Source organism: Ginsengibacter sp., assembly GCF_057362405.1.
Window position 1 is genome coordinate 24,948 of record NZ_JBMQQG010000024.1, and the last position, 23,886, is coordinate 48,833.

The 23,886-nt window shown below is 38.4% G+C and carries 17 protein-coding genes; 10 read left to right on the forward strand and 7 right to left on the reverse strand.

From position 1 onward, the window contains the following. The first annotated feature begins 416 nt into the window (after positions 1-416). Together thiL and ACO1O5_RS01930 are read left to right on the forward strand one after the other, a co-directional pair. The gene (gene thiL / locus ACO1O5_RS01925) at positions 417-1,445 is read left to right on the forward strand and encodes a thiamine-phosphate kinase (protein WP_486267943.1); all 1,029 of its coding nucleotides are present in this window, start codon (positions 417-419) and stop codon (positions 1,443-1,445) included. Positions 1,446-1,521: 76 nt separating this feature from the next. Beyond that, positions 1,522-2,985 (forward strand): S41 family peptidase, encoded by a 1,464-nt coding sequence (locus ACO1O5_RS01930; protein ID WP_486267944.1) that lies wholly within the window; start codon positions 1,522-1,524, stop codon positions 2,983-2,985. Positions 2,986-2,997: 12 nt separating this feature from the next. On the opposite strand, the gene nagA is transcribed toward ACO1O5_RS01930, so the two are convergent. The 5 genes from nagA to mqnC form a co-directional block, all read right to left on the reverse strand. After that, positions 2,998-4,086 carry an N-acetylglucosamine-6-phosphate deacetylase gene (nagA, locus tag ACO1O5_RS01935; protein ID WP_486267945.1) on the reverse strand — a complete coding sequence of 363 codons (1,089 nt, stop codon included), beginning with the start codon at positions 4,084-4,086 and terminating at the stop codon, positions 2,998-3,000. Positions 4,087-4,089: 3 nt separating this feature from the next. Continuing rightward, on the reverse strand, positions 4,090-4,902 hold the full coding sequence (locus ACO1O5_RS01940) for an amidohydrolase (protein ID WP_486267946.1): 813 nt from the start codon (positions 4,900-4,902) through the stop codon (positions 4,090-4,092). 48 nt (positions 4,903-4,950) lie between these two features. After that, entirely contained in the window at positions 4,951-5,427 is a 477-nt protein-coding gene (locus ACO1O5_RS01945; RefSeq protein ID WP_486267947.1) for a regulatory protein RecX, read from the reverse strand. Positions 5,428-5,582: 155 nt separating this feature from the next. Beyond that, on the reverse strand, positions 5,583-7,745 hold the full coding sequence (locus ACO1O5_RS01950; protein WP_486267948.1) for a S46 family peptidase: 2,163 nt from the start codon (positions 7,743-7,745) through the stop codon (positions 5,583-5,585). Between the two features lie 108 nt (positions 7,746-7,853). Beyond that, positions 7,854-8,978, reverse strand: coding sequence for a cyclic dehypoxanthinyl futalosine synthase (mqnC, locus tag ACO1O5_RS01955; protein WP_486267949.1), 1,125 nt, complete (start codon positions 8,976-8,978; stop codon positions 7,854-7,856). A gap of 84 nt (positions 8,979-9,062) precedes the next feature. Between mqnC and ACO1O5_RS01960 the strand changes: the two genes are divergently transcribed. The 7 genes from ACO1O5_RS01960 to ACO1O5_RS01990 all read left to right on the forward strand — a co-directional run bounded on the left by ACO1O5_RS01960 (position 9,063) and on the right by ACO1O5_RS01990 (position 16,507). Further along, positions 9,063-10,247 (forward strand): aspartyl protease family protein, encoded by a 1,185-nt coding sequence (locus ACO1O5_RS01960; RefSeq protein WP_486267950.1) that lies wholly within the window; start codon positions 9,063-9,065, stop codon positions 10,245-10,247. 57 nt (positions 10,248-10,304) lie between these two features. Further along, positions 10,305-11,543 carry a M16 family metallopeptidase gene (locus tag ACO1O5_RS01965; protein ID WP_486267951.1) on the forward strand — a complete coding sequence of 413 codons (1,239 nt, stop codon included), beginning with the start codon at positions 10,305-10,307 and terminating at the stop codon, positions 11,541-11,543. A gap of 31 nt (positions 11,544-11,574) precedes the next feature. After that, positions 11,575-12,879, forward strand: a complete 1,305-nt coding sequence (locus tag ACO1O5_RS01970) for a M16 family metallopeptidase (protein ID WP_486267952.1) — start codon at positions 11,575-11,577, stop codon at positions 12,877-12,879. Between the two features lie 21 nt (positions 12,880-12,900). Next, on the forward strand, positions 12,901-13,248 hold the full coding sequence (locus ACO1O5_RS01975) for a phage holin family protein (RefSeq protein ID WP_486267953.1): 348 nt from the start codon (positions 12,901-12,903) through the stop codon (positions 13,246-13,248). 50 nt (positions 13,249-13,298) lie between these two features. Continuing rightward, on the forward strand, positions 13,299-15,302 hold the full coding sequence (locus ACO1O5_RS01980; RefSeq protein WP_486267954.1) for an alpha-ketoacid dehydrogenase subunit alpha/beta: 2,004 nt from the start codon (positions 13,299-13,301) through the stop codon (positions 15,300-15,302). Positions 15,303-15,391: 89 nt separating this feature from the next. After that, entirely contained in the window at positions 15,392-15,553 is a 162-nt protein-coding gene (locus ACO1O5_RS01985) for a hypothetical protein (RefSeq protein ID WP_486267955.1), read from the forward strand. Positions 15,554-15,661: 108 nt separating this feature from the next. After that, positions 15,662-16,507 carry a helix-turn-helix domain-containing protein gene (locus ACO1O5_RS01990; RefSeq protein ID WP_486267956.1) on the forward strand — a complete coding sequence of 282 codons (846 nt, stop codon included), beginning with the start codon at positions 15,662-15,664 and terminating at the stop codon, positions 16,505-16,507. Between the two features lie 23 nt (positions 16,508-16,530). Here ACO1O5_RS01990 and ACO1O5_RS01995 read toward each other — a convergent pair whose 3' ends face one another. Further along, complete coding sequence (locus ACO1O5_RS01995) at positions 16,531-18,987, reverse strand: outer membrane beta-barrel protein (RefSeq protein WP_486267957.1); 2,457 nt, start codon at positions 18,985-18,987, stop codon at positions 16,531-16,533. A gap of 221 nt (positions 18,988-19,208) precedes the next feature. On the opposite strand from ACO1O5_RS01995, the gene ACO1O5_RS02000 reads away from it, so the two are divergent. Further along, positions 19,209-21,176, forward strand: coding sequence for a M1 family metallopeptidase (locus ACO1O5_RS02000; protein WP_486267958.1), 1,968 nt, complete (start codon positions 19,209-19,211; stop codon positions 21,174-21,176). Positions 21,177-21,202: 26 nt separating this feature from the next. On the opposite strand, the gene ACO1O5_RS02005 is transcribed toward ACO1O5_RS02000, so the two are convergent. Continuing rightward, a partial coding sequence (locus ACO1O5_RS02005) for a S41 family peptidase (protein ID WP_486267959.1) occupies positions 21,203-23,886 on the reverse strand: 2,684 nt, incomplete at its 5' end.

The window sequence follows — 23,886 nt, forward strand, 5'->3', positions numbered from 1 at the left end:
ATCAAAAAAAAAGATGTCTATGACAACTGATGAGATGTTGAAACGGGCAAATCAAATTGCTGTTAATTGAGGACATTTAGTTTTATCATTGGAAATGAATTCAGTTAATCTTGCTTACGGCAATTAATTTGATCAGGTGGCTCAGTAGGTGCAAATTACCGGGCGACATGAAGAGCAAAATCAAATGCAGATTTTATAAATAAATTTAAAATTGTAGAAGAGGAATTAGATGAATCTCTATTCTTTCTTGAAATGATTGTAGAATTTAATTAAGACAAAAGAGATAAGATCGGAGATATATAAAGAAGGAGAACAACTTTTAAAAGTGATTGTTTCTGCTTTAAAAACATTAAGAAAAAAATAGGGTGACGGAATCATTGACGTCGTACATCAAACATCGTACATTTAAAAAAATTATGGCAGAACGAACAGAAATATCATCGCTCGGCGAATTTGGTCTCATCGATCACCTCACAAAAAATAATGAGATCAGGAATGCCTCTACCATTGTAAGTGTTGGCGACGATGCTGCGGTTCTTGATCATTTTGGTAAGCAAGTGGTGGTTACAACCGACATGTTGGTAGAAGGTATTCATTTTGATTTAATGTATACGCCGTTAAAACATTTGGGTTATAAAAGTGTAATTGTAAACCTGAGTGACATATACGCAATGAATGCAACGCCGCAACAAGTAACTTTAAGCATTGCTTTCAGTAATCGCTTTAGTCTGGAAGCGCTTGATGAGTTTTATGAAGGCGTTTATGCTGCCTGCGAAAGATACAATGTCGATTTAATTGGTGGAGATACTACTTCTTCTCAAAAAGGGTTTGTCATTTCTGTTACTGCAATTGGCGAAGTTGCCCCGGACAAATATGTAAGAAGAAGTACCGCAAAAACCGGCGATCTTATTTGTGTAAGCGGCGATTTAGGCGGCGCTTTTTTGGGATTAACGCTGTTGGAAAGAGAAAAAAAAGTATTCCTCGAAACGAAAGGTGTACAGCCAGATCTCGAAAACCAGGATTATATTATCGGACGTTTTTTAAAACCCGAAGCAAGAAAAGACATTATTGAATTTTTTGTTACTGAAAAAATTATGCCCACATCTATGATTGATATCAGCGATGGATTAAGCAGTGAAATATTACATATTTGCAAGCAGAGCAAAAAAGGATGTGTCTTATACGAAGAAAAAATTCCCATAAATGAAATGGCCCGGCAGTTTGCTTATAAATTAGAAATAGACCCAACGGCTTGCGCACTAAGTGGCGGCGAAGACTATGAATTACTTTTTACAATCGACCAGGGCGATTACAATAACATTGCATCAAATAACGACATAAGTATTGTAGGCCATGTAACCGAACAGGAAGAAGGTTCTGTTCTTATTACCAAGGGAGGAAATACCCATAAACTAACGGCGCAGGGATGGAATGCTTTTAAGTGAAATAAGTTTTGCTAACAAAAATTCCTCTTAAACTATTACCACCGAATTACATTTTTAATACAGAGTTTTGCAAACCATGAGGCTTTTTTCCCCCCTGCTTATTGTTGCGTTTTTTAGTTCCTGCTCGGTTTCGAAAAATTATGATCCTGATAAAAAATATCCGAAAGAAGCTTTACAACAGGATTATACATTACTCCGTAATATCCTGGAAAAGAAACATCCGTCATTATACTGGTACACGCCAAAGGATAGTATGGATTATTTTTTTAACGAAGGCTACAAAGCCATTGAAGATTCAATGACGGAACTGCAATTTGGCTGGAAGATATTGGCTCCCCTAACTTCTACCATTCATTGCGGGCATACCAGTTTTAGTATGAGTAAGGGATGGAATAAATTTATAAGACATAAGAGTATCCCTTCTTTCCCTTTATATCTGAAAATATGGAACGATACAATGGTGGTTAATTACAATCTCAATAAAAATGATTCTGTTATTAAAAGAGGAACTATCATCACCTCAATTAATGGAATCAGCAGCGCTGATATCATCAACATCATGTTTGATTATATGGTAGAAGATGGTTATTCAGACAATGTAAATTATATACGCTTAAGCACCAGCTTCCCCTACTTTCATCGCAATATCTTTGGATTATATAAAACCTATAACGTTGGATATATTGATAGCACAGGGGCGCAAAAATTTATTTCAATTCCCTATTTCAACCCGCCGTCCGATTCAACCGGCAAAATAAAGAAGCAGGAAAAACCTGAAAAAGAAATAAGCAGATCAGGCAGACTGGAAAATATCCGGTCGTTGCAAATTGATACTTCATTTGCCCTGATGACGATTAATAGTTTTTCAAAAGGGCATTTAAAAAATTTTTTTAAAAGGTCCTTTCGTAAAATGCATAAAAATAAAATTCAGAATCTCGTTATTGATATTCGAGCAAATGGAGGTGGAGATATTAATAATTACGTAGTGCTCGCGAAGTTTTTGAGAAATACACCGTTTAAGGTGGCTGATACCGCGTATTCAAAAAGTAAAAACTTTAGGCCTTACACAAGGCACATCACCTCCGGCCTTTTTAATAATATCGGTCTGTTTTTTTTGAGCCATAAAGAAACGGATGGTAATTATCATTTTGGGTTTTGGGAACGGCGCACGTTTACGCCTAAACGAAGAAATCATTTTGACGGAGACGTATATGTTCTTACTAACGGCTTAACCTTTTCTGCTTCCACACTATTTTGCAACGCGGTTAAAGGCGAACCAAATGTAACATTGGTAGGTGAAGAAACCGGCGGGGGCTGGTACGGTAATTCAGGCATCATGATTCCTGATATTAAGTTGCCGAATACGAAACTACGGGTGAGGTTACCGTTCTTTCGTATTGTACAATACCACCATATTGCCGAAAAAGGAACCGGCGTAATTCCTGACGTGTATATTAAGCCTGTTTATAAAGATGTGGTGAATGGTGTTGATACAAAGATGGAATGGGTTCGAAAATTTATTAAGGAAAAGCAGCAATAGATTTTGCCAGGCTTACACACAATTCAGCACTTCAAATTTTTCATTCATCAACAAAAGGTCGGCTTTATATCCTTTTTCAATTCTTCCGGTTTCATGATCAATTCCTAAAACTCTTGCAGGGTAAAGGCTTGCCATTCTCAGCGCTTCATCCAAAGGGATTTCACAATACTCAACACAATTTTTTACAGCCTTCATCATGGTCAATGCAGAGCCGCTGAGTATGCCGTTAGATTCATATTTATCACCATTTAATTCATGCGGATAAGGTCCTTCTTTTGTTTCAGTAACTGCGTCTGTGATTAAAAATAATCTATCGCCCATTAATTTTTTCGCCAGGCGTATCATCGCAAAATCAACATGATAGCCATCGGCAACAATGCTTACCATAACTTCAGGATGCAGCATTATAGCAGCCGGTAGGCCAGGTTCACGATGATGTAAAGGACTCATGGCGTTGAATAAATGAGTTGCCAGGTGGATGTATTTAAAAAAATCGTTTGCGACATTGTAAGACGCATTGCTGTGCCCGGCTGAAACAATAACTCCATAGCTTTCTATCAACTCAACAATTTCTTTGGAGCAAACTTCCGGCGCCAGCGTGATCATTTTTATGGCTCCCTTTCCGTATTCCAATAAGTCTCTTACTTCCTGAATTTCGGGGGAATGAATAAATTTTTCGATATGAGCACCCCTTTTAATTTTATTTATCCACGGCCCTTCAATATGTAAACCCGGAATGCCATCTCCACCGCTCTTCCAATATTCATGCATTGCATCAATGCCTGCCCTAAACACATTAGCAGAATTGGTTGCTATGGTTGGCAGAAAATATTTTGCACCTCCGCTGTTACAATACGTCTTCATTTTTTGAAGCGTATCCACTGAAGGATCCACAGAATATAGTTTTGATATTGCGCCATAGATTTGAATGTCAATTAATGCCGGCGCCAGTATGGGTGCATGTTGTATAACAGCAATGGATACAGGCAGATCACTAAGCGGTATGATATCGGCAATACAATTATTTTCAATAATCACTGCCGAATTGTTTAACCATTGCCGGCCTGTAAAAATTTTATCTGCGGAATATGCAGTAGACATAAACTATGTATTTATAATAAAGGAGTCAGCGTCGTTGAGGAAAGGAAATCTATTTCTTATTTCGGCTAATCTTTCTTTTTGCAACGTACAGGTAAAAATATCTTCATCATCTTTTTTTCCATAAATAATTTCTCCCAGCGGATCGATGATCATGCTTTCACCGGTGTGAACAAATCCGTTACCATCTTTACCAACCCGGTTCACACCAACAACATAGCTTTGGTTCTCGATAGCTCTTGCTGTTAATAAACTTTTCCATGCATGAATTCTTTGCTCCGGCCAGTTGGCAACATATACGAGTAAATCATATTCGGGCCCGGCGCCGACGCCCGATTGCCTTGCCCAGACTGGAAACCGAAGATCGTAACATACCTGCAAATTTATTTTCCATCCTTTTACAGAAGCAATCAATCTTTTATTACCAGGGCTAAAATGCGCGTGTTCGTTACCGTAAGCAAACAAATGCCGCTTATCGTAGTATCCATATTCACCATTGGGCAGCATCCAGATAAGACGATTGTAATAATTGTTGTCACCCTGAGCCTTAGTCGAAGGGTCTTTAACCATAATGCTTCCTGTAATAATCACTTTTTTTTGAGCAGCAATATTTTTCATCCATAGTACCGTATCACCATTCATATCTTCCGCCAGTGTTTCCGGTTTCATACTAAAACCGGTGTTGAACATTTCGGGAAGAATAATTACTTCAGTCATTTCCTTGATGCTTTCAATTTTTTTAGAAAACATTTCAAGATTTGCTTTTTTATCTTCCCAATGTAGATTCGTTTGTATTAGAGTTATAGTGAGAGATGACATGCTGTAAAGTTATTGGATTGACCAGAGATAAAACAGTGAAGCATTTCTTTACTTCTTCCCAATCTTTGCCACCTCTGCATTAACCAACTCGCTTTCATAGCCTTTCATCAATAAAAAATCCTGCAGCTTTTTTTTCTTTATAAAAATATTTTTTTCACTTTTAAGTGTTGCCAATTTTTGCTCCGCTAGCTTTTCGAATGTTTTTCTATAATCTGCATCATCAATTACTTTCAATGCTTTTTTAATGCAATAATCACTTACCTTTTTTTGTTTCAGCGCCTGTTTTATTTTATTCTTTCCCCAATATTTTATCCTGAATTTTCCACCGGCATATTGAATAGCAAATCTTTCCTCGTTCAGATAATTTTCTCCAATTAATTGAACAATAATTTCATCAACTTCTTTTCTATGTAAACCATACGAATACAGTTTATCTTTTACTTCTGCATGGCATCTTTCCTGGTATGCACAGTATTGTTTTATTTTAGGAATCGCTTGTTCGGGAGTAAAAGTTTGTAAGGCCATTTTCAAAAATAATTAAAATAGAAAGTACCTCATTTAGGGCCGGTGTTAATGTCCCTCGCCTTTGGAGAGAACTTGGGGTGAGTTTTTAAATGGGAGCCAAAAAAAAATGCGCTGCCTCCCTGTAAGACAACGCATTCCTTCTCATATATAATTATTTATCGAACGAGCTTTAATTCATTAATAATATTTTTTGCATTGCCCAATTTGTCAATGCACCAAAGCACATAACGAATATCAACACAAATCGTCCTGTTCAAATCCTTATCAAACTGAATTTTATGACTCAATGCCTCATAATTGCCATCGAACGCGAGACCGATAAGATTGCCTTTTCCATCCATAACCGGCGAACCTGAGTTGCCCCCCGTTATATCGTTAGTAGTTATGAAATCAGTTACAAGGTCATTCCTTGCTTTATCAATGTACTGCCCGAAATCACGTTTCTTCAACAAATCTATTTCATTTTCAGGAAGATTAAATTCATAATCAGCAGGAACATATTTTTCCAAGATTCCTTTTTCGGTAGTTTCATAATCATAATGCACAGCATCTCTCGGGCTATAACTTTTTACATTACCGTAGCTTACACGCATACTAAAGTTGGCATCGGGGTACATTTTTTTAGCGGCTACAGGGTTCATTTCCATAATTCCCTTTAAATAAAGTCTGCCTAAATCTTCATTTTTCGCCAGAAAATCGCTGTATTGCTTACTGTATTTTAGCGTATAATTTTGGACGAAAGCCGAAGCATACGCAAAGGCCGGATCGTTCTGCAGTGTAACAGCATCGGGATTAGCGTTGAAAGCCGCCCATTTTGCAGAATCTAAAATCATGGTATTATCAAATACCGCATTGGCCCACGCTTTAAATGTTGCCTCATCATTTAATGAACCGAATTTATCTTTTATCCCCTGGTAAAAGCCAATAGGCTGCTGATCTTTATCAATGTCGGTATAAAACATCATGGCAGTAGCCGCTAAGATCTCCTTATCACTAACAAGGTTCTCTTTTTCAAGAAATGTTTTCCTTTTGGCATTGGCGGCATCTAAGGCATTTTTCACGTCTGCCTCCGTTTTTCCCTGTTGAGTCAATGCTCTTTCTACTGTTATTAAAGAGGAAGCGTAGGCGATAAGGGGCGAGCCTAAAATTCCCTCATATAAATACACACGCTCCTTCGCGTAAGGCGTCCACGCGGCATAATTTTTTTGATAGTCACTCAATACGTTTTGATACTCCGGCTTATCCTTTGCCCATTCCCCAAATTTATTTTCTGCGGCTTGTTTGTTTTCATATACATGATATTTTTCAAGTTGCTTTGTCTCGCCATCAAAAAATTTCCAGTAATTGGCAACCGACGCATAATTTTCTGCGAGTTTTAATTTCACCGCGGGGTCTTTTACCATTTCTTCATGCATAAATTTCAGGCGAACATCCCGAAGATGAACCAATGACGGATTATCAATTTCGTTTTTTAATTTAATGCCATAGGAAACTTCATAACGGTTAGTGCTGCCAGGATACCCGAAAATCATAGCGAAGTCGCCATCCTTATATCCCTTTAAAGAAACTGGTAAAAAATATTTAGGTTTCATTGGAACATTGTCGGAGCTGTAGGTAGCAGGCTTTCCATCTTTGCTGGTATACACCCTGAAGATGGAATAATCACAGGTATGCCTTGGCCATTCCCAGTTATCTGTATCGCCGCCAAACTTGCCGATACTTTCGGGCGGAGCACCCACAAGCCTTATATCCCTGTAAATTTTATAGACATACATGATGTACTGGTTTCCCTTAAACATGCTGTAGACTTTCCCACTTATGGAATTAGCAGAGTCAGCGACTTTATCCGTGATTTGTTTATAAACCTCCGCTGTTTTCCTTGCCCTTTCAGCATAGTTTAATCCTTTCAAAGCATTCTCTACCTGGTCAGTAACATCCACAATTCTTTCTAAAAAAGTTACTGTGAGATCAGATTTTATTTCCTGGTCTTTTGTATATGCATAGAAGCCGTCTTTCAAATAGTCATGCTCTACAGTACTTGAACCGGCAATAACGCCATAACCGCAATGGTGGTTAGTAAAAATTAAACCTTGATTGCTAACGATTTCACCGGTGCACCCGGTACCAAAAATAACCACCGCGTCTTTTATACAAGGTTGGTTGATGCTGTACAATTGTTCTTTGGTAAGCTTCAACCCATGTTTCACCATATCGCTATATACTTGCTGGCCGAGCAACATTGGGAGCCACATTCCTTCATCGGCACTGGCTCTAAAAATGGTGAAACACAAAATAATGGCAATCGAAAACCTCTTCATTATTGAAATGTTTAGATAAGAAAAAAATGGCTTGTAAAGTACATATAATACGCAGAATAATTAAAAGGATTACAAGAGCGGTATCTGCGCAAAAAGTATAGATTATTTTTAGTAATCGATCACCTGTTCTTCCATTAATTCAGGCATTTCCCTGAATTCGTATTGCTGATTCCTCAATTGAGGTTCGAACCCTGCTTCTCTGATGGCATTTTGTATTCCTTTGCTGGTAAACCTGTGTGGAGCGCCTGCAGCGCTTACCACATTTTCTTCAATCATTATACTTCCAAAATCATTTGCCCCCGCATGCAGGCAAAGTTGCGCAACTTCTTTACCAACCGTAAGCCAGCTTGCCTGGATATTTTTTACGTTTGGTAACATAATGCGGCTCATAGCGATCATCCTGATGTATTCTTCGGGAGTGGTAAGATTATGGACACCTCTTATTTTGGCCAAAAGGGTATCTACGTCCTGGAAGGTCCACGGGATAAATGCTAAAAAGCCTTTAGCTCCTTCGGGTTTCTTTGCCTGGACCTCTCTTAGTTTAACTAAATGTTCCATTCTTTCCTGAATCGTTTCTACATGGCCAAACATCATGGTGGCCGATGTGGTAAGATTGAGTTTATGTGCTTCCGTCATTACATCAAGCCATTCCTGGGTTCCGCATTTGCCCTTACTAATTAAGCGCCTAACCCTATCCGTTAGTATTTCAGCTCCTGGTCCGGGCAGCGAATCAAGGCCAGCTTCTTTTAAAGCGATTAAAACTTCGCGATGAGTTGATTTTGATACTTTGGTTATATGGGCAACTTCCGGAGGCCCAAGTGCATGTAACTTTAATTTTGGGTATAATTTTTTCAATTGTTTAAACAGGTCAACATAATAATCAAGCCCCAGGTCAGGATGATGGCCGCCTTGCAAAAGCAATTGTTCCCCACCATATCTAAAGGTTTCGTCAATTTTTCTTTTATACGTTTCTATATCGGTTATATATGCGTCCTCATGGCCGGGTACACGATAAAAATTGCAAAACTTGCAATTGGCAATGCACACATTAGTTGTATTTACATTCCTGTCAATAATCCACGTTACTTTATTATAGGGTACCTGGATTTTACGAAGTTCATTCGCAACGAGCATTAATTCTGATAATGCAGCATTGTTAAATAAAAATGTGCCTTCTTCAACAGAAAGGTTTTCAAATCGCATTGCCTTTTGAAGAAGCTTTGAAATAGTCATAATTTTTTATTTGTATCAAACATATTTGCCGTTTGTAAAAACGACTACAAAAATACACGCATATAACTTAATTTCAGTTTTGCTATGATAAGAGGATTGCTTTTAATAATATGGGCGTTTTCTGTTAACCTTTCTAATGGCCAGGAAATTTACGAGCAGCCCGCAAGGTTTATTACGAAATTTCCTTTCAGGCAGCTTACCGGCGGAGTTATAATTGTACAAGCAAAATTTAATAAAATTACCGAGCCACTCAATTTTATTCTCGATACCGGCAGCGGGGCTATTTCGCTTGATTCCACAACAGCTGCAGAGTTTAATATTCCGCATGTTCCTTCTGGAAAATCTATTAATGGTATTGCAGGATCATCGGAAGTTGATTATACAAAAAACAACAAACTGGTTTTGCCCGGACTTACTGTTGATAGCCTCGATTTTTACATCAATAATTATGATATTTTGAGTAGCGTGTATGGTGAAAAGATTGATGGGATTATGGGTTACAGTTTTCTAAGCCGTTATATTGTAGAAATTAATTACGATAGCTCGAAAATCGAAGTGTACACTCCCGGCAGAATTGAATATCCGAAGAAGGGTTATTTGTTACACCCACTCTTTACAGCGTTGCCAATTCAGCCATTAATAATAAAGGATGCAAGAACTATTAATGCTAATTTTTACTTTGATACCGGTGCAGGGCTTTGTTTTTTGATAAGTAAACAATTTGAAGATGATAGTATGGTTTTGAAAAAGCGTAGGAAACCGGTTGAAATACAGGTACAGGGTTTGGGAGGCAGAAAACTAATGATGCTCACTATAATTAAGCAAGTTCAATTAGGCCCTTATAAATTCAGGAAGGTTCCAACTGACATTCTTAATGATGAATATAATGCTACCTCTTATCCCTTTTTAGGCGGTGTTATTGGAAACGACATCTTGCGTCGTTTTAATGTTATTTTAAATTATAGTAAAAGAGAAATACATCTTTTACCAAACAGCCATTTCAATGATGATTTCGATTACTCTTACACAGGGCTTAACATGTATTATATTGAAGGCAAAATTGTTTTAGATGAAGTAATCCAAAAATCCCCTGCGTACAAGGCTGGACTTAAAAAGGATGATATTATAGTGGCGGTAAACTCAAATTTTAGTAACGATATAAATGTTTATAAAAATTTGATGCAGGTTGTTGGGCAGAAAATAACGCTGCTCGTCCTACGTAATAACCTGCCAATGATATTCGAATTTCGCGTTGGCCGCATTTATTAGCAATACTTTCAAAATTCTTTTTGGGAAAATGAATTGGTTTGGCTCAAATTTGCTGCCATGATCAAATTTGAAAAATTTACTTTAGATAACGGGCTTAGGGTAATTGTGCACGAAGATAGGAGCACGCCCATGGCGGTTCTTGATGTTATATACGATGTTGGCGCAAGAGATGAAGATCCGAAGCAAACCGGTTTTGCACATTTGTTTGAGCACCTGATGTTTGGCGGTAGTATTCATATTCCGTCTTATGATGAACCGCTGCAAATGGCCGGCGGAGAAAATAATGCATACACAACCAACGACCTCACTAATTATTATTTACAAATCCCTGCAGAAAACATTGAAACCGCTTTCTGGCTTGAAAGCGATAGGATGCTTTCTCTGGCATTTGATGAAAACTCGCTGGAAGTGCAGAGAAAGGTAGTTGTGGAGGAATTTAAGGAACATTATATAAACAAGCCTTATGGCGATGTTTGGCATAAGATGAGGGAGTTGGCTTATAAAGTGCATCCTTATAAATGGATGACCATTGGGAAACAATTAAGTCATGTTGAAAATGCCCAACTTCAGGATGTAAAAGATTTCTTTTTTAAACATTATACTCCTGCCAACGCAATACTAACGGTAGCGGGTAACTTAAATTTAGAACAGGTAAAAAGACTAGCGGAAAAATGGTTTGGCGATATTCCTTCGGGCGAAAAATATGTAAGAAAACTTCCGCAGGAACCAAAGCAAATCGCTCCTGCTTTTCTTGAAGTAAAGGCTCCCGTACCATTGGATGCATTATACAAATGCTGGCATATTTCTTCAAGGCTTGATAAAACGTACTACACAACAGACCTTATAACCGAAATTTTAGGCGGCGGCGCATCTTCACGTTTATTTCAAAGCCTGGTTAAGGAACAACAACTGTTCAGCAACATACAGTGTTCTCATTTTGGTAGTATTGATGCAGGGCTTCTTTTTATTGATGGGAAACTCGTAAAAGGAGTAACGATGCAACAAGCGGAAAACGCTATAAACATTGAACTGGAGAAAATGAAAGACGAATTGGTAGATGCTTCCGAATTAGAAAAAGTAAAAAATAAAACAGAAAGCCTGATGGCTTTTGAAGATATTAGTTTGGTAAACAGGGCCAATAGCCTTGCCACTTATGAATTACTGGGCGATGCAGATTTGATGAATAAAGAGTTGGAAAGATACCAGGCGGTTACAGTAGAAGAAATTCAAAATGTAAGCCGCAATATTTTTGTTGATAGTAATTGCAGCACGATGTATTACCTGAGTGACAATTAAACCAGATGATCACTTACTTAAATTTTAAAAAATGATTTCTACTACAGATACTGATTCGGTTTTAAACAGAACAATAGCGCCACCAATAAAAGATGCAGTGGAGTTTAACCTGATACTAAAACCGTATACGAAATTTTCCCTTTCGAACGGAGCCCCGGTTTATTATATTAACGACGGAACGGAAGAAGTTGCAGTAATTGAAATGGTCTTTAATGCCGGTAACTCTTTTGAAAATAAAAATTTAGTGGCAGCAACCACCAACTATCTTTTAAAAAATGGAACCTCTATAAAAACAGCTCTTGAGATAAATGAACATTTCGAATATTATGGCGCTCATTTAAATCGCAGTTGTCACAACGAGAACTCGGTAATAACCCTGCATTGTTTGTCGAAACATTTGCGCTTACTGCTTCCTGTTATAAGAGAAATAATTACAGATTCAATTTTTCCAGAACAGGAGCTGGCAATTTTTAAACAGAATAGTATTCAAAAACTTTCTGTGAATCTTAAGAAATGTGATTTTATAGCAAACAGGCTTATCGACCAATACTTATATGGCGCTCAGCACCCTTACGGGAGAGTGAGCAGTGTTGATGGTTTCCAGGCCATTACCCGGGAAGATCTGGCCAACTTTTTTGCGAATTTTTATATAAATGGCAGTTGTAAAATTTTTGCGGCCGGTAAACTTCCGGCAGATTTTGAGAATCTCTTGAATGATTCTTTCGGTGATCTTCACCTTAATGAATCAATTCCTTCTGTAATTCATAAATCTGAAATGGCGGCTGAAAAAAAGTTTAGGATAACCAATGATCCTAACGGAGTGCAGGGCGCTATACGTTTAGCACGCTCATTTCCAAACCGCCACCATCCCGATTTTAAAAAAGTGATGGTGTTGAACAGTTTATTTGGTGGTTTTTTTGGTTCGAGACTTATGAGCAATATCAGGGAAGACAAGGGATATACTTATGGTATTCATAGTTTTCTTGAAAATCATATTCGTGAAAGCGCCTGGGTAATAAGTACGGAAGCCGGAAAGGATGTTTGCGAAGCGGCGATTGACGAAGTCTATAAAGAAATGGCAATTCTTAGAGAAGAATTAATTGACGATGAAGAATTATTGCTCGTAAAAAATTATATGATGGGAGTTAATCTTGGAGATATTGATGGCCCCTTCCATGTAATTTCAAGATGGAAAAGTTTAATCCTGAATGACCTGGATGAAAATTATTTTTATGATGCAATGAATACCATTAAAAATATTTCAGCACAAGAGCTGAAAGAGCTTGCCAATAAGTATTTGCAACCAGAAGAATTTTTTGAGTTGGTGGTAATTTGATTTAGCTTTCATAAAAAAATTATGAAATTTCTAATACGTCTTCTCATAACAGCGGCTATTGCTTACGGCTTATCGATGATTTTAAATCCGCATGTAATTATAGATTCTTACGTTACAGCATTAATTTTCGCATTGGTGCTTGCTTTTCTTAATGCTATATTGAAACCGATTTTAATAATTCTCACTTTACCAATTACCATTCTTACGCTTGGCATTTTTCTGCTGGTGATTAATGTATTAATGATTATGCTTGCAGATAAATTGGTAGACGGAATTCATATCCAGGGATTTTGGTGGGCATTTGTTTTCGGCCTTTTCTTGTCCATTTTATCTTCCATCTTGACGAATCTTGAAAAGAAGACCCGGTAATCTCTCTTCTCCACTTTTTTATTTACACTTGAATAGTTGAAATTTGCAACATGCAGTTCCAAAGAAACAATCTTAAAGACGAAACATTACTTGAACTTTATAGAAGATTATTATACCCGAGATTGATTGAGGAGAAGATGTTGCTTTTATTACGCCAAGGCAAAATTTCAAAATGGTTTAGTGGCATTGGACAGGAGGCTATTTCCGTGGGCGTAACTTATGTGTTGCAGCCCGATGAATGGATAATGCCGTTACATAGAAATCTTGGCGTATTTACAGGACGCAATATGCCCTTGCATAAATTAATTCAGCAATGGCAGGGCGCTGAAGATGGTTATAGTAAGGGACGTGAACGAAGCTTTCATTTTGGCAGCAAAGAACATTTTATTTGCGGTATGATTTCGCATCTCGGGCCACAACTTGCGGTAGCAGATGGTGTGGCGCTTGCAGCTAAATTAAAAAAAGAGAAAAAAGTTGCCGTGGCATTTTCCGGAGAAGGTGGAACCAGCGAAGGCGATTTTCATGAAGCGTTGAATCTTGCTGCCGTGTGGAATTTGCCGGTAATTTTTGTAGTTGAAAATAACGGCTACGCTTTAAGTACGCCCGTTAGTGAGCAATACCGTTGTAAAAATCTGGTGGATAAAGCAATTGGTTATGGCATGGAAGGAATACAGATTGATGGCAATAATATCCTGCAGGTTTATGAAACCATAATGAAGGTTCGTGAGTACTGCTTACAAAATCAAAAGCCATATTTAGTCGAATGCATGACCTTTAGAATGCGGGGGCATGAAGAAGCAAGTGGCGTAAAATATGTGCCTAAAGAAATGTTTGCCCAATGGATTGATAAGGACCCGATTAAAAATTATGAGCGCTTTCTTCTCGAAGAAAAAATTGTAACAAACCTATCGCTTGCGCATATACGAGATGAGTTAAGAGAAACGATTGAAAGTGAGTTGAAACAAACTTCTCTGTACCAGGAAACGGATAAATTAAAAATTGCCGTTAATTCTGCTAATGAATTAAATGACGTCTATGCTCCTTCAGTGTATCGATACGAAAAAACGGAAGATCCTAATTCTACCGGCGCCAAGCAGCTTCGGTTTGTTGATGCTATTAAGGAAGGGTTGCATCAATCTATGATTGAGCATCCCAATCTTATTTTAATGGGACAGGATATTGCGGAATATGGCGGTGCTTTTAAAATAACCGAAGGTTTTGTAAATGAATTTGGAAAAGAAAGAGTGCGGAATACGCCTTTATGCGAAAGTGCCATTGTGGGCGCAGCTTTAGGCTTAAGTCTCGAGGGATTTAAAAGTGTAATAGAAATGCAGTTTGCAGATTTTGTTACAGTAGGATTTAACCAAATTGTAAACAACCTTGCAAAAATTCATTATCGGTGGGGACAAAATGCGGATGTTGTAATTCGCATGCCAACGGGCGCCGGTGTAGGTGCAGGGCCGTTTCACAGCCAAAGCAATGAAGCCTGGTTTGTGCACACACCGGGTTTGAAAGTGGTTTATCCGTCTAACCCGGAAGATGCGAAGGGTTTAATGATTGCAGCTATTAATGATCCTAATCCCGTACTATTTTTCGAACACAAAGGATTATATAGAAGTGCCAGCGGCCCAGTGCCAGAAGAGTATTATGAAATAGAGATCGGCAAAGCAAAACAAGTTCGTGCAGGCCACGACGTTAGCGTTATTACATATGGGATGGGAGTCGTGTGGACCGAAGAATATGCAGATGCCCATCCTGAAATTTCAATAGATATTCTCGACCTGAGAACTTTGTTGCCGTTGGATTATAAGGCGATTAGAACTTCCGTTAATAATACCGGTAAAGCTTTGGTGCTGCATGAAGACACTTATACTGGTGGAATAGGGGGCGAAATTGCCTCCTGGATTGCACAAAATTGTTTTGAGTTTTTAGATTCGCCTGTTATGCGTTGTGGGTCACTTAATACGCCTGTTCCTTTTAATACAGAACTGGAAAAGAACTTCCTGGCCAAATCAAGATTGGATGAAATGATTCAGAAATTGATAAATTACTAAACTCTGGCAGATCGAATGTTACTGACCAGTAAGATTGATAGCGAAATTGAAATCTTTAACTTTGAAATCTTTAATAAAATCATTTCGAAATGAATCCAGTTAAAAATAGAAAAGATTTGAGTGGAAAAATAAAGATAGCCCTGGATAAGGCTATTGAAAAAGTTATTGCTGAAGAAAAAGCCCGAAACGGCTATCTTGTTATCTCCGATAAAAAAGGTGGTGTAATTAAACTTCCTGCAAAAGATTTGTAATCACAATTACGTAAATGTCCTTTTTGCTTTTTGTTGACTAAGCCGTTTAAATAAAAGCATCATTGTTACATATTCCCCTCACTTAACTTTACTGCATATATATTTACCGTGCAGCATATTGAGTTTTTCGATATTGACCATTTTGAAAATTATTATCACAGGGTTAAGCCGGCCAAAGAGATCATTCACTTCATAGATTTCTTTTGGGAAACGAAGTTTGATGACCTGCTGCAACAAAACCCCGCGGGATTTTCAGATGCGCTGTTCCCAAACATTGGATACACTTACCTTATTAACCTCGGCACACCTTTTACAATGCAGGTAGATCAAGAACGTTTTGAAATGAAATCAGATGGATTTTTGCCAAGAAATAAATCTATTGAATGTTTTCACAGACCAGGTAACCGGTTATTCGGAATCAAGTTTAAAGTGTCACCTGTAATATTTGAAAAGAAAGTGAACTTTTCTGAATACCGTGAATATATTTTTCCACTAAGTTACTTGCTCGATCAAAAAATTATCACAGAAGTAAAAAAGGCCTCTGATTTCAACGAACGGGTAGATATTTTAACCGTTCATTTTCAAACTATGGTTCAAAGGAATTCTGTCTCTTTACGGCCCGTGCAGATTGTTACGGAGATACTTGAGCAATGCAATGCGACAAATAATTTTACAACTTCAATTCAAACCTTTGCTTCAAAATATAAAATTTCTACACGTACGCTTCAACGTTATTTTGAAATAACCACGAGCATAAGCAGTAAGCAAGCATTGCAAATATTAAGAATAAGAAAGGCAACACATCAACTGGCTACCTCGCCCGCTGACTTTCATTTTTCTCATTATGGTTACTACGACAAGAGTCATTTCTACAAGCACCTCAAAAAGTTTTTGCAGAAAGAAACACTTCAAAATTTAAAGCCACATCTAAAATTATTAGAAGGGTTGCGCTAGCGTTTTTAAGATGAGCTGGTTCCTTAACTGCCCGCTCTTTGTCTTTCTTCTTCTGAGCCGGTGGTTCTTCTTCGTGCCCCTTGCACGGTACTCTTCCCGAACCTGTAAGTAAAAGTTATGGTCGCTATGCGACTCTCGCGGAAAGCGTGCCAGCGTTCGATATATTTTCCAGGATAAGTAATTACGGCTTTAGGCAAGTTGGTCCAGAAGATATCAGTATAGCTAAACTTCAAAGTCCCTTTTGATTTCAAAATTAATTTTTGAATGCCGGGTGAAATTGCCCACTGTGGTTGGGCCACCATATAACCATCACGGCCACCCGAATTAAGGCTGGCGATCAATTCTGCAGTCCATCCTTTTTTAAGAGTGAAATTGCTATTGGTCTTAATGTCGGCAGCAGGCGCTCCATTATTCAATGCGGATCCTCCAAGGTTGCCGCGAAAATGATTATAATAAAAATCTGCGTTATTGACCATATTCCACCAAGAAGCGATGTGAACAGGGGCAGAGACAGATAAGCCAAAATAATCGGAAGCCTCGAGGTTTACGGGAATCTCTACTGTTATATTTGAGTCTGCAAAATTACTATTGGGAAATACGTCTTTGAATTTAGCGATAGCGATATTCAGAACATCTTTAGTGTGACTGTAACTCAAGGCAAAATTGAAATTTTTTACCGTATAGTTCATTTCATACGACCAGGTGAATTGTGGCAGCAAAGCGGTGTTGCCGGTATTATAAGTGCTTACATCTATTAAGAATAAAAATGGATTTAGTAAACTATAATTAGGGCGGTCAATGCGGCGACTAACGGAAACGCCTAAGGTTTGATCTTTATTGATTTTATAATTAAAAAAAGCACTGGGAAATAGTTGAAAGTAAGAAGAGTCAAAACGTATGTCCCCTTTTTCCTGGTGCGTTTTAAGAATGGTTTGTTCTCCCCTTATCCCTAACTGAATATTGAATTTCTTATATTCTTTGCTAAAATTTATATATGCAGCGTTATTATATTCTTCATACAAAAAGTGATTGGTTTTGGTGGTATCGTTTTGTGGCGTTCCGTTGCTCGCATCAAAAAACTTTGCGTCGTTATCAGATGATACGTCGCTGGTTTTAAACCCTGCTTCAAGCTTTGCACCATTTTTAAAAGGATTTACATAATCTGCTTTTGCTGTTTTGAGTATAAGTTTCCCTTTTTGATTTCCCAATAGTATGTACGAAGGTTGCATCTTGCTACCATCCAGGTTATAGTAGTCTGTCGAATTGTTGGTTAATGCATTTGAATGATATACCCCATAATCGATATCTGCCGTAAGTTCTTTCCCGCTGCTATCAAAGGTGTGTTTAAAGTTGATGTTGCCAACGGTATTGTTATTCCCTGACGTGCTGTTTTCATGAGTTTGAAAAGTATAGGAGGGGTTTTTTTGATTGTCGATTACGGTGGAGTTATTGGTGTTGAAATTATGATAGTTTATAAAATTGCTGTTCACAACAAAACCAATAATTGTTTTCTTATCTAAAAAGAAATCAGCGCCCAGCCTCGCAACATTAAAGTTTAGGGGAAACGTAGTGTAATTATCCTTTTTGTCTTCCCCATCAAAAACACCGTTAGTATAAAAATTCCTGTCGAGTATGAGGTGATTTAATCCTTTACGATAGGCGTAATTATAGTTTCCAAAAACGTTTACTTTTCTATTGCGATAATTGAAATTTATGCCTGCATTTGATTTGGGATAAACGCCCTGCCCATACCCCGCCGTAACACTACCGTTGGCGCCTAAACGCTGATCTTTCTTCATGTGAATATCTATAATACCGGAATTGCCCGCTGCATCATATTTTGCGGACGGGTTGGTAATAATGTCGACACGGTCAATTGCATCGGAAGGAAGGCCGCGAAGATAATTGACAAGATCCGTTCCGGTCATCGGTGTCGTCTTTCCATCTATCATAATTATTACACCTTGTTTTCCGCGCAAACTAATTACATCATTCTGATCAATATTTACACCGGGAGATCGTTCCAACAGATCCATAGCAGAACTGCCGGCGCTAATAATGCTATTATCAACATTTACAACAATACGGTCGGATAGTTTCTGAATGAAAGGTTTTTTCGCTTCAACTTTTACTTCTTTCAAAACAGAAGAGTTGTGATGTAATGAAAGTGTAACCTCATTATTTTTTGAAGAAGTGACATTGATCAAAGGAGAATAAGTATTATCATAATTTACCATTGTTGCTTTAATAAGGTAAGCATCAAAAGCAAGACGATCGAAAACAACAGCACCCTTATCATCGGTAATGCCAAGTTTAACCAATGACGAATCTTTATTCTTGAGAAGCGACACCGTCACATTTCCCAACGCCGTTTGCGTATTCTCTTTTATATAGACTGTTATGCTTCCGGTGTTGCCCGTTTGAGCGTGTGCCAGTGTACTCAAGAGCATAATTACAAAGAGCGATAAAAATAACCTCATACAGAAGATTTGTTGTAAAATGATGATAAACTAAATGACAATGAACGACTAAATTATTAAGGCCAAAAGTTAGCCTATGAGCGGATTTCTATTTAAAAGTTCATGTCGCATTTTTACATACTTTATGATGTAGTTTTTGTCAATGGAATTTTTTTTCAAATTTTACTTTTTGAATCTTTTACTTTGCACATCATAATTTTATTTGAATAAATGGTACCCTGATGAAGTGTAAAAAACATCCTTTAACGATAATCCTTTCTCTTTCAATCTTAACTTCTTTTGCTCAAATGCCGACCGGAGTTGAGTCTTTATACAACCCAAAGGAAATTTTTGCACAGAACTTTTATACAAAGAATGGAAATGAATTTCGTTCTGCCAGTGGTGCTCCCGGCGCCAAGTACTGGCAGAACAAAGCAGATTATAATTTGCAGGCTGCAATAGATACTGTGAAGAATATGCTGGCCTGTAATGAAACAATTCATTATACTAACAACAGTCCTGATTCCTTGCAATCTTTGTGGCTGGAACTGGATCAAAATACTTACCGCGAAGATGCCCGTTCCAATTTCTATTCCGAATTTGGATCAACCAGGCACACTAACGGTTTTCAATTTGACAGCATAACGGTTACGTATAAAGGAAAAACTTTTAAGGCAGATTATATCATCAACGATACGAGAATGCAGATTCGTTTGCCGCAGGCTTTATCTTCCAAAAGTACCATTGATATCAAAATTAAATATTACTACGTCATTCCCATTTTCGGAGGAAGAAACGATTATGTTCTTACTAAAAATGGGAAGATTTATGAAATAGCACAATGGTATCCACACATGTGTGTGTACGATGATGTGGAAGGATGGTGCACATTGCCGTTCCTTGGCAGCGGAGAATTTTATTGCGAATATGGTGATTTCGATTACACCGTAACGGTACCTAATGATATGATCGTTGCCGGTAGTGGTGAGTTGCAGAATGAGAAAGAAGTTCTCTCGGACCAACAATTGCAAAGGCTCAATGAAGCAAGGAACAGCGATAAAACGGTTATGATACGGACAGTAAAGGAAGTCGATCAAAGAGTAGCTCACCCGGTAAGTACCGGTACCAAAACATGGCACTTTAGAATGCAGAATACGAGAGATGTTGCTTTCGGTGCTTCAAAAGCTTATGTATGGGATGCGGCGAAAGTTAATTTGCCGGGGGGTAAAAAATGTTTGGCAATGTCAGTATATCCCGTAGAAAGTGCAGGCGATAGCGCCTGGGGAAGAGCTACGGAATATCTCAAAAAGTCAATTGAATATTTTTCAGGGAAATGGTTCGTGTATCCCTGGCCGGTAGCTGTTAATGAAGCAGGAACTGCGGGCGGCATGGAATACCCCGGAATTGTTTTTGACGGCTGGCAGGATAAAGCGGGAGAACTATACTGGGTAACGGCCCACGAAATTGGTCACAACTGGTTTCCGATGATAGTAGGCAGTAATGAAAGGCGCCATGCGTTTATGGATGAAGGGTTCAATACTTTTATTGATGTGTATGCGTCGGATAATTTCAATCATGGTGAATATGCGCCAAAAAGGGATGGCGAATATGCACCTGGCAAAGGAAATCCTGCGGATGAAATTATTCCTTATCTGAAAGATGCTGATGCTCCAACGATGATGGATCGTGCCGATGAATTCACAGAAAAATATCGCCATCCTATTGAATATTTTAAACCGGCATTTGGTTTGGTTTTACTACGTGAAGTGATATTGGGACACGACAGGTTTGATTACGCTTTCAAAAAATATGTTGAAAGGTGGTCGTTTAAACATCCTGCTCCTGATGACTTTTTTAGAACAATGGATAATGAGGCGGGAGAAGATCTTACCTGGTTCTGGCGGGAATGGTTTCAACACAATTGGCAACTCGATATAGCGGTTCAATCAGTTTCCTACAAGGACAATAATTATAAAAATGGTGCCGATATAACGATTGTCAATCTTCAAAAAATGGCAATGCCTTGTACCGTTGAAATAATTTTGAAAGACGGCAGCAAACAAAATTTAGCGTTACCTGTGGAAACATGGCTGCAAAATGCGGTACATACCATTCACCTGCAAACAACACAACCTTTGCAATCTGTAACCATTGATCCGGCGAATATGTTGCCCGATAGTAACCGTGGAAATAATGTTTGGAAGCAATAAAGAACTTCCATCGTTTCAATCGCCATTTAATCACGATCCTGGTAGGCAGGAGTGGCCGGTACTTTGTATCCTTTATCTTTTATCAACGTTTTAATTTCTGTAATTGCTCGTTCCAATTGTGGATCGATTCCTTTGGCCATTAAGCCGAGATCTTCGTCAACTAAAATATCGGGATCAACACCATGACCTTCTTTAAACCAGGTTCCATCCGGGTTAAACATTCTGAAAGAAGGAGCAGTAACAACGCCGCCGTCAATAAGATCGGGAGTTCCACTTATTCCAATCAGTCCGCCCCAGGTTCTGTTTCCTATCAATGGCCCTAATCCTGCTTTTCTAAAGTAATCAGGAAAGGCATCGCCACCAGAGCCGCTCCATCCATTAATCAACATCACCTTGGGACCGAAGTTGGCGAAGGGTGGCCATGGATTGCTTTTTCCGTCGCGTATGGCCCAATAAGCAAGCGGTTTGCGATTCAACATTTCAATGAACCTGTCGGGAATTTGTCCTCCGCTATTAAAACGTTCATCTATTATCAACGCTTTTTTGTCCCACTGCGCATTGAACTGTCGCATCAATTCATCCTGGCCATCAGTACCTGTACTTGGAACATAAATGTATCCGGCCTCGCCTGCAGTTTCTTCGTCTACCCTTTTACGGTTAGTTTCCACCCAGTTGAGATAACGTAATCTCCCTTCATCTGTCATTGCCTTAACAAGGGCGGTTTTTGAACCATTCCATAATGGAGTGGAATTATATGTCAGCTCTATTGTTTTATCGGCGAGACCCTCGAAAATGGCGAATGGTTCCTGGGCCGTTGTTAGCGGCACTCCGTTTACAGCAAGTAAATAACTTCCTTCGGGTATATTAACTCCGGGCATTTCCAGGGGAGATCTTTCTTCTGCATCCCAGGTGGCACCTTTAATAATTTTTTTGATTTTATAATAATCTCCATCCGCTTCATAATCTACTCCGAGATATCCTACGTCTTCGCTATGTTCTTTCTCAAGATCGCCGCCGCCCTGGTAAGTGTGCGACGAATTCAATTCGCCAATCATTTCACCTATTATGTAATTTAATTCTTCCCGCGATGCAGCGCCCTCCAGCATTTTTGTATATCGCTCTTTTACCTGGTTCCAGTTTACACCGTGCATATTGGGATCGTAGAAATAATCACGCTCAATTCTCCACGCGTCCGTAAGAATTTGTTTCCATTCCTCCATTGGATTCACCAGCAATTGCATTTCACCAACGCGGATAGGTTTTTCAAACTTTTGTGATTCTTCGGGCTTTACTATTGCAAAAGATTCTCCTTGCTGCACCAGCAATTTTTGCCTGTCGGCAGACATTTTATAATTGTTGACATTATCAAGAATGGTCTTTTCTTCTTTCTTTTCAATATCAAAATATTTCAAAGAAGGTTTTGCTTTTTCTTCATCACGTGGTGGAGTTTTAACATAAATAAATTTTCCTTTTACGGATCCAAGTTTCGAATAATTTCCTGCGGACAAAGGAAGAATTTCGAGGCGGGATTCAATTCCATCAAAGTCAATTTCCACAGGTTTCACCTTTTCTCTTTTCGTTTCAACGGTGTCTTTTAAGCTTTTAAATTTATGTTTGATTTCAACAACTTTTGTGATAGGCTCAGACGCAATAATTCTTACCGTATCATTCTTTGGAAATAAAATAGAAGGTGTTGTTTTCTCTAAAGTAATAACAGCGGGTTGGGTTGAATTAGCATAAATGAATGAATTGTCGAGGTCGCTGTAATTAGGCGAAAAGGATTGGTTCGTTAAGAGGTAAAGATATTTTCCTTCGCTATCAAATATTGGATTGGAACAACTATAAAATCCGCTGGTGACCTGGTGCAGGTTTTTATTTTTATAATCGAAAATATAAACCGCACTATGGGTATTATCAAGGTCATGACTGAAAGTGAGATATTGACCATCGGGTGACCAATAACACGAAAAATTTTCTAATGCACCGTGGAAGTAATGTATTGCATGATCAATCAAAGTTGTTTTATCCGTCTCAAAATCATATACCTGGATTTTCATAGCCTTGTCAATAAAAGCAACCTTCTTACTATCAGGCGACCAAAAAAGATTGTAGCGAAAACCAGGTCCGTAGCTTGTTAGTTTGCGAGGCTTATTTTCATTTGAAGGCGTTATCCACAATTCGTATTCTCCCGATTGATCACTCCAGTAAGCAATCGTCTTTCCGTCAGGAGACCATGCGGGGTAACGCTCAGCTGTACCCGAAGTTCTTGTAAGGTCTTCTATAAAACCATTTTCCGCAGGTAAGGAAAAAATATCTCCTCTTGCTTCCATCAATACACGGTTACCATCAGGGCTTATTTCCGTGTGTTGAATATACTTGTCAACCTTTTCCATTTTTGGTTTCAGCAAGGTTTTATCGCTTACCAGCGAAACCTTTACTTCGTTTATTTTGCGTGAAGAAAAATTATAGAGGTATAGACTTCCTCCTTCTTCAAAAACAATATCATCGGGGCCAGCAGAGGGGAAATGAATATCATAATCTTTGAAATTGGTAATCTGTTGCGCAACTTTTGTTTTAGTATTATACTTCCACAAATTCATTCTTAACTCTGGTCCACGATCGGTAAGAAAATAAATTTCGTCATTATGCCACATCGGAAATTCGTTGCCAGCTTCTGTATCAAGAGCAGTAATATTTTCTGACGTATTGT

Excerpts from the sequence above, each read along its gene's own strand:
- thiL (WP_486267943.1), top strand. The coding sequence starts at position 417 with ATGGCAGAACGAACAGAAATATCATCGCTCGGCGAATTTGGTCTCATC.
- ACO1O5_RS01930 (WP_486267944.1), top strand. The coding sequence starts at position 1,522 with ATGAGGCTTTTTTCCCCCCTGCTTATTGTTGCGTTTTTTAGTTCCTGC.
- nagA (WP_486267945.1), bottom strand. The coding sequence starts at position 4,086 with ATGTCTACTGCATATTCCGCAGATAAAATTTTTACAGGCCGGCAATGG.
- ACO1O5_RS01940 (WP_486267946.1), bottom strand. The coding sequence starts at position 4,902 with ATGTCATCTCTCACTATAACTCTAATACAAACGAATCTACATTGGGAA.
- ACO1O5_RS01945 (WP_486267947.1), bottom strand. The coding sequence starts at position 5,427 with ATGGCCTTACAAACTTTTACTCCCGAACAAGCGATTCCTAAAATAAAA.
- ACO1O5_RS01950 (WP_486267948.1), bottom strand. The coding sequence starts at position 7,745 with ATGAAGAGGTTTTCGATTGCCATTATTTTGTGTTTCACCATTTTTAGA.
- mqnC (WP_486267949.1), bottom strand. The coding sequence starts at position 8,978 with ATGACTATTTCAAAGCTTCTTCAAAAGGCAATGCGATTTGAAAACCTT.
- ACO1O5_RS01960 (WP_486267950.1), top strand. The coding sequence starts at position 9,063 with ATGATAAGAGGATTGCTTTTAATAATATGGGCGTTTTCTGTTAACCTT.
- ACO1O5_RS01965 (WP_486267951.1), top strand. The coding sequence starts at position 10,305 with ATGATCAAATTTGAAAAATTTACTTTAGATAACGGGCTTAGGGTAATT.
- ACO1O5_RS01970 (WP_486267952.1), top strand. The coding sequence starts at position 11,575 with ATGATTTCTACTACAGATACTGATTCGGTTTTAAACAGAACAATAGCG.
- ACO1O5_RS01975 (WP_486267953.1), top strand. The coding sequence starts at position 12,901 with ATGAAATTTCTAATACGTCTTCTCATAACAGCGGCTATTGCTTACGGC.
- ACO1O5_RS01980 (WP_486267954.1), top strand. The coding sequence starts at position 13,299 with ATGCAGTTCCAAAGAAACAATCTTAAAGACGAAACATTACTTGAACTT.
- ACO1O5_RS01985 (WP_486267955.1), top strand. The coding sequence starts at position 15,392 with ATGAATCCAGTTAAAAATAGAAAAGATTTGAGTGGAAAAATAAAGATA.
- ACO1O5_RS01995 (WP_486267957.1), bottom strand. The coding sequence starts at position 18,987 with ATGAGGTTATTTTTATCGCTCTTTGTAATTATGCTCTTGAGTACACTG.
- ACO1O5_RS02000 (WP_486267958.1), top strand. The coding sequence starts at position 19,209 with ATGAAGTGTAAAAAACATCCTTTAACGATAATCCTTTCTCTTTCAATC.